10 protein-coding genes and 2 pseudogenes are annotated in these 14,009 nt (G+C 57.5%); 10 read left to right on the top strand and 2 right to left on the bottom strand.

Annotated features, from left to right (window positions below; translation table 11 throughout):
- Positions 1-271 (top strand): annotated as a pseudogene (locus tag EN874_RS09505) (hypothetical protein); the annotation flags it as partial.
- A 506-nt stretch (positions 272-777) separates the two neighbouring features.
- On the opposite strand, the gene tnpB reads toward EN874_RS09505, so the two are convergent.
- Entirely contained in the window at positions 778-1,017 is a 240-nt protein-coding gene (tnpB, locus tag EN874_RS09500) for an IS66 family insertion sequence element accessory protein TnpB (RefSeq protein ID WP_126097350.1), read from the bottom strand.
- 353 nt (positions 1,018-1,370) lie between these two features.
- On the opposite strand from tnpB, the gene EN874_RS09490 reads away from it, so the two are divergent.
- The 9 genes from EN874_RS09490 (at position 1,371) to EN874_RS09450 (ending at position 12,857) form a co-directional block, all read left to right on the top strand.
- A complete protein-coding gene (locus EN874_RS09490; RefSeq protein ID WP_126097352.1) occupies positions 1,371-2,624 on the top strand; it encodes a methylaspartate ammonia-lyase in 1,254 nt (417 codons plus the stop codon).
- Positions 2,625-2,638: 14 nt separating this feature from the next.
- Complete coding sequence (locus EN874_RS09485) at positions 2,639-3,790, top strand: CaiB/BaiF CoA-transferase family protein (RefSeq protein ID WP_167498460.1); 1,152 nt, start codon at positions 2,639-2,641, stop codon at positions 3,788-3,790.
- Positions 3,791-3,926: 136 nt separating this feature from the next.
- On the top strand, positions 3,927-4,838 hold the full coding sequence (locus EN874_RS09480) for a CoA ester lyase (RefSeq protein WP_126097354.1): 912 nt from the start codon (positions 3,927-3,929) through the stop codon (positions 4,836-4,838).
- Positions 4,839-4,973: 135 nt separating this feature from the next.
- Complete coding sequence (locus EN874_RS09475) at positions 4,974-5,900, top strand: LysR family transcriptional regulator (protein WP_126097355.1); 927 nt, start codon at positions 4,974-4,976, stop codon at positions 5,898-5,900.
- Between the two features lie 195 nt (positions 5,901-6,095).
- Positions 6,096-7,529: an NAD-dependent succinate-semialdehyde dehydrogenase gene (locus tag EN874_RS09470; RefSeq protein WP_126097356.1), complete on the top strand. Its 1,434-nt coding sequence runs from the start codon at positions 6,096-6,098 to the stop codon at positions 7,527-7,529.
- 6 nt (positions 7,530-7,535) lie between these two features.
- Positions 7,536-9,080, top strand: coding sequence for a fumarate hydratase (locus EN874_RS09465; protein ID WP_126097357.1), 1,545 nt, complete (start codon positions 7,536-7,538; stop codon positions 9,078-9,080).
- A gap of 489 nt (positions 9,081-9,569) precedes the next feature.
- Positions 9,570-10,067, top strand: coding sequence for an Lrp/AsnC family transcriptional regulator (locus tag EN874_RS09460; protein WP_095488146.1), 498 nt, complete (start codon positions 9,570-9,572; stop codon positions 10,065-10,067).
- Between the two features lie 1,413 nt (positions 10,068-11,480).
- Complete coding sequence (locus tag EN874_RS09455) at positions 11,481-12,341, top strand: DUF4231 domain-containing protein (protein WP_095488148.1); 861 nt, start codon at positions 11,481-11,483, stop codon at positions 12,339-12,341.
- Positions 12,342-12,350: 9 nt separating this feature from the next.
- The gene (locus EN874_RS09450; RefSeq protein WP_126097358.1) at positions 12,351-12,857 is read left to right on the top strand and encodes a TIR domain-containing protein; all 507 of its coding nucleotides are present in this window, start codon (positions 12,351-12,353) and stop codon (positions 12,855-12,857) included.
- Between the two features lie 513 nt (positions 12,858-13,370).
- Here EN874_RS09450 and EN874_RS09445 read toward each other — a convergent pair.
- Positions 13,371-13,805, bottom strand: a pseudogene (locus tag EN874_RS09445) (transposase); the annotation flags it as partial.
- Positions 13,806-14,009 lie beyond the last annotated feature (204 nt).

Here is a 14,009-nt window from a genome sequence, read left to right as displayed (position 1 = left end):
GGCGCAAGTCGAGAGCAGCCTTGCAACTTTGCTGCAGGACATTGCGGTTGCGACCTTCCGTGCCTGCCAGTGCCGGGACTACGCCCGCGTCGACCTCCGGATCGACCGCTCCGGTCAGCCCTTTGTCCTGGAGATCAACTCGATGCCGGGGCTGAGTATGTGCGGCACTTACGCCTTGGCCGCTATGACTGCCGGACATAGCTACTCGAGCTTGATCAATCGCATTCTCGATCTCGCTCACACGCGATCCTTCGGAATCGGCATCCCCTAGGCTGAGTCACCAGAGCCAGATATGAGTCCCCATAGGGCAAGGCCGAGATGGCTATGGCATCGGGATTTCCTGCCGCAGGCTTGGGCGGAGCATCACCGGTAGCCTGCGCTCGTGTAGGTTTGCCGAATGTTGTTGATGTCGTCTTAGGTGAAGAGGAGGACAGTTTCGCTTAATTCGGTTGCGATAGCCGTCGTAGGTGCTCAGTCCTCTCGAGCATCTCGGCAACGTATTTGAGAGTGGTCGATCGGCTCAACAACCGGACAGGCTTCGGGACAGTCTTGCCCGCTCGCTCCGCATCCATTCCCATGGCGCCTCTGCGATCGCCGGGTGCCTCGCGCGGGCGGCCAGCTCCGCGAGGATTATCGCGTGCGCACTGGCAAGATCATCAGGAAGCTGATCGGCTCATCGGCCATGACGAATATTCGCTCCTCCGTGCAACGACTTTGCTCATCCCGCCGAGTCGCGCTCCAGGTTATTTGCGGCATGCGCCAGTTGAGCGGGCGTGATCACCAGGGTGCCGTCGGCCACGTGGCCAAATAAAACGTCCATTTCGTAAAAAGGCAGGCCCACTGGCCGTCATGCCAGATCACCTTGATCAGCCCTCCCTGACGCCCGAGCAAGTGGCCGCTGTGCGGATCGCGCTTCAAGATCTTCTGCACCATCAATGCAAGGCCGGGGAAGCCCTTGAGCACATCCGTATAGCCAGTGGCAAGCCATCCGGCCGAGCGCCTCGCTATCGATGTCACCCTCGACCTGCAGCCGACGGGCGCCGCCAAGCTCGATCGTCACCGTGCTGCTCTTTTTGCGCCGTCGCGGTATCGGTGGTTGCTGCACAGGCGGCTGCGCCGCAGGCCGCTCCTCGACGACTTCCACTGCACGAGCAGTGGCACTGATGGCGCCGAGATCTGGCAAAGCTCTTTGCGCCACCGGAAAAGCTGGCTCCCATGAATGCCGGCCGATCGAGCGATCTCGGAAACTCTGGCCCCAGCTATCTGAAAACGCGATGGGACGGTCCAGAACATTATATTGGCTAACTCAATGCCAAGTGGCGCATAATCGCGCACCGAGTGGCCCTCTAGAATACATTGAGCGAAGCGAAGTGCAGATCAGAGACGTCCTGCTCGCGCCCGGAAATGGCGCGTTCTTCTATGACGACCAAGCCGCCATCGGCGCCGGAGCAATCCAAGACGGTTTCATCTATGTTGGCAGACCGATGACGACGGGGTTCACCTCCATTCGCGTTCCGGCATCTTCGCTCAGCGTGGGGCTTGTCCTCAGCGACGATACAGTTGTCTGGGGCGATATGATGAGCGTCCAATACTCTGGTGCGGGCGGGCGCGATCCGTTGTTTGAAGCCGCTCAAACCGCGGATTTGACGTCAGGCGTTGTGGCGCCCCGGCTGCTCGACGTCGATGCGTCTCGTTTCGTTGATGCCTGTGCAAAGGTTTTCGAGCCCTTTGAACATAAGCGGCTGCCTCTCGCGCTTGAGTATGGCGTCAGCCAGGCGCTGCTCCGCGCCGCGGCCCATCTCCACCACAGTACGATGGCAGAGGTAATATGTAATGAATTCGATCTGCCGCTGCCGACGTGCGCGGTCCCGATTTACTGCCAAAGCGGCGATGCTCGCGAAATCAACGTTGACAAGATGATTCTGAAGGGTGTGGATGTTCTCCCCCACGGCCTGATCAATTCACGGCAGAAATTCGGGGTGGGCGGCCAGACCTTCATGGAGCTTGTGAAGTGGGTTGCAAAGCGCACGCGCCAAATCGGCCGCCAGGGTTACGATCCGGTGCTGCATTTCGATGTGTACGGCTGGATAGGACTAGAAATTGGCTTGGACCCGCAACGGATCGCCGACTTTATCTGCGGGGTCGCCGATACCGTTCCGGGTGTCACGCTTAACGTTGAGTGCCCCGCGGATTTTGGTTCCACGCAAGCGCAAATTGATAACTACGCCCGGATAGTATCGATTCTGGATGACCGGGGATCCAGCGCTCGGATTGTCGTGGACGAGAGGTGCAACACGCTCGAGGATATTCGGCTCTTTGCCGAAGCGAGGGCCGCGCATCTTGTCCAGATCAAGACGCCCGATGTCGGTTCATTGGCTGACACGGCACATGCCGTGCTCCTGTGCAAGGAGAACAAGGTAGGCGCGTACGTTGGAGGAAGCTGTACCGAGACAGATCTCTCTGCCCAAGCTTCTGTCCACATATCGGTGGCGACCCAGGCAGACATGATGCTTGCGAAGCCTGGAATGGGTGTCGACGAGGCATTCTCAATAGTTGGGAACGAACAAAATCGGTTGCTGGCTATGCTGAACCGTCGTCGAATTCAAAACGAAAACGTTGGATGAAAACACGGTGTCGCATGCAGAAGTCTCTTGAGGGGATCACCGTCGTTGCCGTGGAGCAGGCGGTTGCTGCGCCTTACGCTTCGTCTCGCCTTGCTGATGCCGGCGCCCGGGTGATCAAGATCGAGAGGCCCGAAGGGGATTTTGCCAGAAATTACGACAAGTTGGTGCGGGGTCAGAGCGCTTACTTCGTCTGGCTCAACCGGGGTAAGGAGTCAGTCTGTCTGGACCTGAGATCTGAGGCGGATCGTGCCGTCCTGGATACGCTCATTGCCGGTGCCGACGTTTTGATCCAAAATCTAAAGCCGGGCAGTATCGAAAAATTGGGTTTCGGGTCTGCGGATCTGCGTCGACGTTTTCCGCGGCTGATCACCTGCGATATCTCTGGTTTCGGGGAGCAGGGGCCGTATTCCCACTTGAAGGCTTATGATCTCATCGTCCAGGCCGAAACTGGTCTGTGTGCGATCACCGGGACGCAACAGGGACCCGCCCGTGTGGGTGTGTCGGTTTGCGACATCTCGGCAGGCATGACAGCGCACAGTGCCATTCTTCAGGCGCTGTATCACCGCGAGGTCACCGGCGACGGGACCAGCATTCAGGTGTCACTGTTCGATGCCGTCGCCGACTGGATGAACGTGCCGGTTCTTCAAAACGAATACGGCGGCTATCACACGGTTCGCGCGGGCGTAAAACACCCGTCGCTCGCGCCGTATGGCGCCTATCGCTGTGCCGACGGCAAAGAGGTCATCTTTTCGGTTCAGAATGACCGTGAATGGGTGAATTTCTGCGAGAAGTTCCTGAAGCAGCCGGGGCTTATACGCACACCTGGTTTCGCCGATAATATGGAGCGCCTCGGTCACCGTGCGCAACTTGATGAGATCATCGAACAGCGGTTTTCCGAACTGTTATGCCACGAAGCAATGCAGGAGCTTGAGGCGGCCGGGTTGGCATATGGCCGACTGAACGAAGTCGCGGATGTTTCAAAGCACCCACACATTCGCAAGGTGCAGGTCGGAACACCCGAAGGAACCATCGAGGCGATAGCGCCGGCGGCGATCTTCAACTCTGAGCGCCCTTTGCTGCGCCCCGTTCCGGCTCTTGGAGCTCATACCGAGGCTGTCCGCGAGGAGGTTCTGGGACGTTTGCGCGAACGAGCTGCGTCAGCGTGAGCGCGCGCCTTGTCGGGAAGGGGGCGCGGTTGCGACCCACAGAGTGCATGCCTACTCCTAACCCTTTCCAGTCCCACGGCCGCCCAGCCAGCTCACTGACACAGCCCGCGCTAAAACCGGCACCAGAGGCGACTTCATGAAGGGCACCATTCCGGCCGTTGAAAGCCCGATGTCCATTCGCCGATGGAGATCTCTGCTCTTCGTTCCTTCTCATGTTCCGCGTTTTGTGGAGGCGGCTCATGAGCGCGGGGCAGATGGCATCATACTCGACCTAGAGGACTCCGTTCCCCAGGATCAAAAAGGTGAGTCACGGCGCCAGCTTGGTGCATCCGTGGCAAAGGTGGGCCGCAGGGGCGCTTCTGTTTTAGTTCGCGTGAATCGCGGTTTGCGAGCCTTGGCGGCCGATCTCGACGCAGCCGTGATGGCGGGCGTTGATGCACTTGTTCTTCCGAAAGTGGATTCGGCAGCGTGGGTAGCTGAGATCGCGAATGCGGTATCGGAACTCGAACGAGAAAGAAATCTTCCGTTGGGATGTATCCGGTTTCTTGCCCAAATCGAGACCCCAGGTGCCTTGCAAGAGCTATCGGCCATTGCCTCGTCACATCCCAGGATGGTCGCAATGGCCCTTGGCCCTGAAGACTTTAGTGCCGCTGTTGGCGGCGCCCCAGAACTTGATCTTCTCTTGACGCCAAACCTTTCTGTTCTTTTTGCCGCCCGTGCGGCGGGGTTGCTCCCGCTGGGCTTCATAGGAAGCATTGGCGCGTTCTCTGACACTCACAAACTTCGTGAGGCTGCGGAGCGTGCACGGCGGCTCGGCTTTGCCGGAGCTTTGGCGATCCATCCAAACCAGGTTGCCATATTCAATGACGCTTTTTCGCCAAGCCCACAGGAACTCGAATGGGCCCGTCGTGTCCTCGCGGCGGAGAAAGATGCGACGGCGCAGGGCATAGGCGCGTTCGCCCTGGACGGAAGGATGGTCGATCCACCGGTTATCCAAAGGGCCCGAGATATCATCGCCACGGATCCGGGCGCCGGGTTGGGCGTCTGAGGCCTCAGAGGTTGGTTACCAAACTGGAGCGACCCTACGGCTAGGAGTTATGCAACTCGGCACAATTATTGCTGTCGCGCCATCGCATTTCGAGATAGATTAAACTAATTGCAGTCCGCTCTCGGATGGGTACTCGTGGAAATCAGGCAGTTAAGATACTTCGTCGGTGTGGTCGAAGCAGGCAGTTTCACGAAGGCCGCTGGCTTCCTTAATGTTGCCCAGAGTGCGCTGAGCCTGCATGTGCGTCAACTGGAGGAAGCCTTCGGCACTCAACTGCTGATACGCGACAGGACCGGTGTGAGCGTGACGGCGTCAGGAGCCAAACTGCTCGAACGCGCTCGGGCGATTCTTAAAGAAATTCGACTTACCGAGGTGGAATTGACCAACACAGCTGCTTCCCCCGCCGGGGAGGTGACGATTGGCATTCCGTCTGGAGCTGCCCGCGTCCTGAGCGGCCCCCTGCTTGAGTCGGTGAGAAACGAACTGCCCAGGGTCTCCCTCAAGATGGTCGAGGGTATGACGGGACCGCTGGAGGAGTGGATGGCTGCTGGACGCTTCAATCTGGCGGTACTCTACCGCACTGCGGATAGCGTAGGCCGAATGACGGTGATAGCGCGCGAAAACCTTTGTCTGGTGGTACCGTCGGGTGAGCCGCCATTCGAAGATGCGATATCTCTGGCCGACCTGCATGCATTCCCCCTGGCGGTTCCCATGCGCAATAACAATGTCAGGCGTTCGGTGGCTGACGTCGTCGCACAGCACGGTTGCGCGCTGGACGTCAGGTTTGAAGTGGACTCGCTTTCAACGATCATCAACATGGTCGTAGAGGGGAAAGCGCATTCTATTCTCGCCGCGTCTGCGGTTCAGAAAGAAGCCTCTCAGGGTCTGGTCCGTACGGTCAAGATCGTGGATCCGGTGATTACCCGCTCCGTTGTGCTTGCTGTAAACCCGAAAGATGAGCGTTCCGCCGCCGTGTCCGCAGTCCGCACGCTCATTCCGAAGGTCGCTCGAGAATTGATTGAAATCCGGAGCTGGGCAGCGGTGGCGCCTGAGGCGACCTGACAAACTAACCTTTAAAGCTGGGCATGATCTTTTGCGGCCATTAGGACCAGCCCGATCTGGATTCCAGATGGATTTCGGCAATATTCGATATTTGACCCGCCGCGACCATCGCGATGAAACTGGCTCAAGCGAGTTCAGCAGTTTCGATATCGAAACTGCGCTCGTATGCAAGAATTCAGTCAAGTGGAGCCCGCGATGTCCGACGCCAAGAGTTACGAGCTCTTCATTAATGGCAAATGGCGAGCCGGTGGTAGCCGAGCCACTTTGCCGGTGATCAACCCGGCGACGGAGAAGGTATTTGCCTCAGTGGCCTCGGCTACGGTTTCAGACTTGGATGAAGCTCTTGCTTCGGCAGAACGCAGCCGCAAGGCGTGGTCCTCACGACCCGCCAAAGAGCGTGGCGAGATACTCGTCTCTGCCGCCAGCATTCTGGCAGAGAAAGCTGGCGCCGCAGCCAGGGACCTGTCGTCCGAACAGGGAAAGACGATTGCCGAAGCAACAGGAGAGTACGCGCGCGCAGTCGAAACGCTGGAATGGAATGGCCGGCATGCCGATGAGTTGTCGACCCCGATTCCGTTGGGTCCGAACAGGATGATCGTGCCGGAGGCCCTCGGTGTCGTCGCTGCCTTTACGCCGTGGAACTATCCAGCCGTTCTCATCGCCCGCAAGCTCGCCCCCGCGCTGGCGGCAGGCTGCCCGGTGATCCTCAAAGGGGCCGAAGAGACGCCAAGCGTGGCTGTCCATATCGTGGAATCTTTGCGTCAAGCAGGGATACCGGAAGGCGTGGTCAACCTGGTGTTCGGTGTTCCTGTGCATATATCACGGCATCTGCTCAGTTCGCCAATTGTCAAAGTCTTGACGTTCACGGGGTCGACCGCTGTTGGGAAACAGCTGGCCACACTGGCCGCGAATAATCTGCAGCGCTGCATCCTTGAGCTCGGTGGACATTCCCCGGTTATTGTGTGCGAAGATGCCGACCTGGCAACGGCGATACCGGCTATTTCGGAATACAAATTCGAGTGCGCGGGCCAGAGTTGTAATGCGCCCAGCAGGATTCTTGTCGCCCGATCCCGCTATGAGGAATTCCTGTTCCGGATGACGGAGGCGGTCCGAAAAATCAGGATCGGTCCACCGGATGACCCTGCAACGCAGATGGGTCCCATGGCAAACGCGCGGCGAATCGAGGCCATGCAACGCCTGACCAAAGATGCGGTAGAGGGCGGCGCCCAAATCGAGACCGGTGGCACCCCCCTTGACCGACCGGGGTTTTACTGGCCGCCAACCATCCTGACTGGCGTACCGAAGGAAGCGAGAGTGCTTCATGAAGAGCCGTTCGGACCAATTCTCAGCGTGGCTCCTTTCGATACGATCGAAGAGGCGATCGATGAAGCCAACGCCACGGAGTACGGTCTGGCCGCCTACTTGTTTACTGGCGCGGCCGATACGCAACAGAGGCTTGTGGGCGGTCTTTCTGCGGGCGCTGTTAGTGTGAATTACCTGAAAGGGGTTTCCGCTGATGCCCCTTATGGAGGAGTCAAGCAAAGCGGCTATGGATATGAAGGCGGCGAGCAGGGGGTGCGAAGCTTCCAGATTCTGAAAATGGTGAATGGCCTCGGGTCATTTGGATAAAATCCGGTGGGAAATAGAACACGGACCATCGCTGGCAAGGACATCACAAGAAGCGTCGCCGACGCTCTTCAGTACATCTCGTACTATCATCCTCCAGATTATATCCGGTCTCTTTCTCACGCATACACGCGAGAACAGAGCCCGTCGGCGAAGAATGCCATAGGTCAGATTCTGCTGAACTCCCGCATGGCGGCCTTTGGGCGGCGCCCGATTTGTCAGGACACCGGAGTTGTGGTTGTCTTCGCAAAGGTCGGCATGGATGCCCGCATTAAGTCAACGGCCAGTTTCGCTGATCTTGTGAATGAGGGCGTACGTCAAGCCTATCTCGATCCGGACAATCCCCTTCGGGCATCGATCGTTGCGGATCCCCTCGCCAGACGGGTCAACACCCGCGACAACACGCCGGCAGTTGTCCATGTCGACCTGGTGCAAGGTAACCAGATTGAGGTCACCATCGCCGCAAAAGGCGGCGGGTCGGAGAACAAGGCACGTTTTACCACCCTCAATCCCAGCGCCTCCGTTTCCGACTGGGTGGTCAATACCGTTTCGACCCTTGGCAGCGGGTGGTGTCCACCTGGACTGATCTCTGTCGGCATCGGTGGTAGCGCTGAAAAGGCGATGCTGCTGGCCAAGGAGGCCATGAACGAGCCCATCGATATGGCGGAACTGATCGCAAGGGGGGCGTCAAGCGCAGAGGAGGGGCTGCGGATTGAGCTTTATGAGCGGATCAACGCGCTTGGTATCGGCGCCCAAGGCCTTGGTGGTCTGACGACAGTCGTTGACGTCAAGGTTGCGACCTATCCTACTCATGCAGCGTCCAAGCCTGTGGCGCTCATCCCGCAATGCGCCGCCAACCGGCACCTGAAGTTTACTTTGGACGGCTCTGGACCCATCAGCCTCCAGCCGCCCGATTTGCGCGAATGGCCCGACATCGGAGCCGACGAATTGAACCCAGCCGGCGTCCGGCGGGTCAATTTAGATACGCTGACGAAGGAAGAGACGGCATCGTGGCGCTGCGGTGAAACGCTCCTGCTGTCTGGAAAGATGCTGACGGGCCGTGACGCTGCCCACAAGCGAATGGTCGAACTGATCGATGCCGGCAAGCCGCTTCCAGTCGATCTGCGGGGACGCGTGATCTACTACGTCGGTCCCGTCCGGGCAGCGAGAAATGAGATCGTTGGACCCGCCGGTCCAACAACCTCCAGCCGCTTGGACGATTTTACGGACAAGGTGCTCGCCGAAACCGGCCTTTTCGCGATGGTGGGCAAAGCGGAGAGGGGACCGGCGGCCATCGCCTCGATTGTAAGACACAAAACGCCATACCTTGCTGCAGTGGGTGGCGCTGCGTACCTGATCTCAAAATCGATTAAGGCGGCGCGGATCGTTGCCTTTGAAGACCTGGGCATGGAAGCCATCTATGAATTCGATGTGCAGGACATGCCTGTTATCATGGCCGTCGATGTTGAGGGAAACTCCATTCACAATTCCGGGCCTCTTGAGTGGCGTAAGCGTATGGCGGCCGACAGCATCGCACGCAACATTGGCGTTTGAGTCTTTCCGTTGGGCGATTTCGGCCAGACTCCAGCGTCAAATTGCCGTGAGACGAGCGGCATTTGCGGTGCCTTGCGCCTCCGCGAGCCGGACGAGCAAGGCCTTCAATTCACCCCAATAGCTGAATGTGCCACTGAATACTGCATTGAGTATGCCGTCCACGCGATCGAGGCTCGAATGCTGTCGCACGTCTATCAAGTACGGCAGCGGAGATTCAAGAAAATGGGGTATCTATTTATTAGGAGGTCTTCGCCGCCGCCGACTATTCTCTCCAGCGGCATCATTGCCCCGTTAGGCGTCGGGGCGATAGCCAAAGTACTTCTGCAGCTTTTCTCAGCGGATCGCTCTCCCTCAGCTGATTGTCGTACCCCATTCTGGCACATTTCGGACCGAGAACGGATGCGTTCCACTACTACATTCGGTCATTCAAGATGGATAGAATTGATCGGCGCACAAGGCGCTGTCATCGCTGCTTGAGAGCAACAGGTTATGAAGTCGAAACCCGACCCCGTGCAACTCGACAGTTGGGACGTCCGGATTCTCTCCGAGATTCAGGCAGACGGTCGGATTTCAAAAAGTGAGCTTGCAAAACGAGTTCATCTTTCGGCGTCGGCCTGTTCGGAGCGGCTCCGAGCACTCAAGGCCGCAGGGATTATTGAGGGATTCTATGCGCGACTGAGTCCTGCCCTCATTGGCGGCATGATCTTTGTGATGGTAGAAGTCGTGCTGGATCGCCATCGTCTTGAGGACCAACGACACTTCGAAACTGCAATCCAAGAGATCCCGGAAATCCTGGACTGCTGGGCAATTGGGGGGCGCGTCGATTATCTGATGCGGGTCGCATCTCCTTCTATGGCCGCCTATCAGGATTTCATGGAGGGACTGCTGCAGGCAGGCTTGGGCATTGATCAATACTATAGCCTTGTCGTCACGAAACCAGTGAAGTCCAATTCACCGATACCTTTGTCCGCACTGAGGCAACGGTGAAACCGAAAGTTTAAGTTTCAACGGCGTTTGGCGCGGATCCCGTAGATTCGTCGGCAAAAGGCGCCCATTCCGACGAAACTCAAGGGACATTTGCGGTATACTAATTGCTGGAAAAAGGTGGCCGAGCGCTATCCGCCAGTTGATGGCGAGGAAGGACGATGCGCTTGAGCAATCTGGAACCGATCATTCCAGGAGACGGATCGAAGCAGCCATCGGACGCACTTGCCCAGCACGGTTACGGCGAGAAGCCAAACCGGATCGTGCCTGGTTGAGGAGGCGTCCATATCTAAGATGCGAAGTGCCGAAAAATGCCTCTACCGCTACTTCAAGGGGGGAACTTTCGCCCTGGATTGGCGATCAGTGGCGATTGAGCTTAGTCGCGGTCAGCGCATCCGTGTAGGGGGCGAAATCTACAGCGAGGGTTTGGCAAGCCGACGGATAGCGGGAGTGCAAGCTGGCCCGCTCGGCCTTGACGACCAACCGGGCCCTCGACGCCTGCGGACATTCGGAGATCGCTCCATCGCGTTTTTACGTCCTAAGTTCGTTGCTGATCGAGATTAGGAGATCGTCTGTCCTGTTTGACATTGCTGGTCTCCGCAGCCTTCTAAGTGAGGAGCATGGCTGTGCCGGGGGCGCGTAGGTGGGTGACAAGGCCGGTCACTCCTGCCAGCCGACGTGGTCTTTGAGAAGGTGGAGGTTGCGCTACCCGGCTGGAGAGCATGGTGCCAGTTTTCACAAGACAAGGGTCGCTTAATCGAATGGGCGTCAAGTTCATAGATTGCGAACAGATCATGGGGGGATTTGAATAGTGCTACTGACCGAGGCAGAGCTGAAAAGAGTTGCGAATGCCAGTCGAGGACATAGAGCCGCATCGATCGTTCTAAAGGAAGAGACGGCCGCAGCTACAGCCAGATCGTCATTCGACGTTTTTCTGTCACATTCTTTCAAGGACGCAGAGATCATTCTCGGTGTGAAGCGAATTTTCGAGGAGCTTGGGTTCACTGCTTACGTAGATTGGGTCGAAGATTCACAACTGGACCGCACAAAGGTCTCCTCGGCCACCGCCGAGTTGCTGCGAACCCGTATGAGGCAGTCAAAGACGCTTATCTATGTGCATTCAAACAATTCTCCAGGATCCAGATGGATGCCTTGGGAGCTTGGCTTTTTCGATGGGTTTCGGACCGCGGTAGCGGTTCTGCCCGTGGCAAAAAATTCTTCGGAAACATTCTCCGGGCAAGAATTTTTGGGCCTATACCCTTACATTGATGGGACAGGACCTGCATTCCTGTTTATGAACAGAGGGACCGCGCCTCGCTCAAGAATAGGCTCTGTAAGCTCGACTGCTAACCTCACGTTTGCCAAATCCTGGCTTAAAGAATTTACCGCCACAAAATAGACTGGTGTGCTTCAAAAATGAAATATCCTGGACTCTATAATAGCGCCGACGTGGCATCCAACGAGCAGCAGGCGACGTTTCTGCGCCTGATCCGGGCAGAGTACGTTCTTCTTTTTTTAGCGTCGGTGCTCTCTTTGGACTTGTCGTCATCAAAAGCCTATTTCGGTGTCTATGCTGCGGTATTTCTTTGCTCAATGGGAGTCCTCATTTTCCGGTCGGTCACAAAGCCCGAGCAGGTCTGGTATCAGGCTCGAGCTCTGGCAGAGTCGGTGAAGACATTGACTTGGCGCTTCGCGATGCGAGCACAGCCGTTCGATGACGCGCGCGCGGCTGACGCCAGAGCTGATTTTCGAAAGCTCATGGAAGATATCCTTGATAGCAATCGTCACCTTGGTAGCGCGTTGAGCGGCACCGATTCAGCATCGCCCCAAACAACGGACGAGATGATGTCGATAAGGGACTCCCCGCGAAAAGAACGAAAAGACCTATATCTGCAGAGACGAATCTGCGACCAACGGAAGTGGTACGAGAAGAAGGCGCGCTCGAACAAGAGGTCCGCGAAAGTCTGGATGGGCCTTGGTATTTTTGCATACGCTCTGGGATTCTCGTTCATCGTAGTACGCATCGCTGACCCCGCGATGCCAGGCTGGCCGACCGAGCCGCTAATTGTCATCGCCGCCTCCCTTATCGGGTGGACCCAGATCAAGAAATTTAACGAATTGGCATCGGCTTACACGTTGACAGCTCACGAGATCGGCTTGACTGCCGACCTTATTACGGACGCCAACTCGGATGAGGCATTCTCCGCCGCGGTGAACGAAGCCGAACTGGCTTTCTCACGGGAGCACACCCAGTGGGTTGCTCGTCAAAACAACTAAGAGACAACAATGGCATACAGCGATCCGACCTATGTAATATTTGACGGCGATGAAGACGCTTGGGCATACCGCTTTATGAAAGGGTGGAACGCCAGCGAGAATGTGAGTTTTGAATTCGCGAACGCTCACGATCTGGACAATATGACGGGCCGAGCACAGGACGAAGATTATGTTAAACGCAATCTTCGCAACAGAATGAATGGATCGAGCCAGGTACTTGTCCTGATCGGTGAGAAGACGAAAAACCTTTTTCGCTTCGTGCGCTGGGAAATGGAATTGGCTCTTGATCTAGGTCTGCCGATAATCGCAGCAAACCTTAACGGCTCGCGGCAACAAGATGTGAGCTGTCCGCCTATCATCAGGGACAAATGTGTTGTGCACGTGCCGTTCAAGATGAAGGCCATCAAGCACGCGCTAGCCAATTGGCCGAGCGAATTTCATCGGCTTTCAAACGCTCAGCGTGGCGATGGCGCCAGGAGCTATGGCGAAAGCACCTATCGCGATCTCGGCTTATAATCGCCCACCTAAAAGCACTTAGCCGCCAAAACATCCTCGCCATCCGCTGGCGGCGACTAGCCTTAGCAACGACCGCCAGCCTGTTCCGAGCTTGCCGAGCGATGATAAGAAGACGTCCGATTTGCTGAGTTTGGCAGAAAGCTGCAGGTCATGTGCAACCTATTTGAGGAGCCCCGCTCGAAGCGTCGGATCGTCAGGCACGATCACGTCGCGCGAGGGCGCTGGTTTCGCGAGGAAAAGGAGCGGCTGTTCGACGTTGAGGCTTGATCCAGCGTTTCGAGACTGCACGAGCGGCGAGCATTGATGGAGGCAGCTTTTCAGGCCGCGCAATTCTGTCGGCTGCCCCCTCCTGCGAGCCGCAGCTCGGCTCGCCCTGCGCTGCAACCACGAATCTGCGATCGCAAGAAAGGCAACACGCTGACCGATAGAACTTGGCGGCGCTGGTCGGCTGCGAATCAAGATGTCGATGGCAAGGAGCTCTCGCCGCGCGTCTTTGCCGGGCCGAACCTTCTGGCTCTCGTCCAGCCGCTTGTTGATGGCCGAGATCGACGAGGCCGAGAACTCATGGCCGCACAGCTCTTCGGTGATCGCCTTGACCTTCCGGGTCGACACGCCCTGCACATACATCTCCGCAAGCGTCGCCACCAAGGCCCGCTCGGAACGCTGGTAACGCTCGAAAAGTTCGGTCGAGAAGCGGCCCGCCCGGTCCTGCGGAACCCGCAGCTCAAGCTTGCCGACCCGGGTGACAAGCGTGCGGCCATAGTAACCCGAGCGATAGCCGAGACGCTCCGGCGTGCGCTCGCTCTTCGAAGCACCCAGCGCCTCGTCCATCTCGGCCTCGAGCACCTCCTGCATCACCGCGCGGATCACCTCGTGCAATCCATCCGGATTCGAAAGCAGAATGTCTTTGACGGCAGCGCTGGCGGTCTTACTTTCTGTCTTGGTCATGGTGGCGTTCCTTCCAGGGAATCGGTGACGTTGAACATCACCAGCCTGCCATGACCGCCCTCTCTCAGCGAATTTGCAGAACCCTCAGCACACTACCCAATATCGCCCGCTAATCGGGCACTATGGTGGGCGCATGCGCGTCGTAAGCTGTTCGTGTTTGCAGGACGCGCCCCCGACCCTCGGCTAAGGCGAAGGTGACGCCTT

The organism is Mesorhizobium sp. M1D.F.Ca.ET.231.01.1.1, assembly GCF_003999155.2.
Taxonomy (GTDB): domain Bacteria; phylum Pseudomonadota; class Alphaproteobacteria; order Rhizobiales; family Rhizobiaceae; genus Mesorhizobium.
This window is presented reverse-complemented; position numbering and strand designations above follow the sequence as displayed.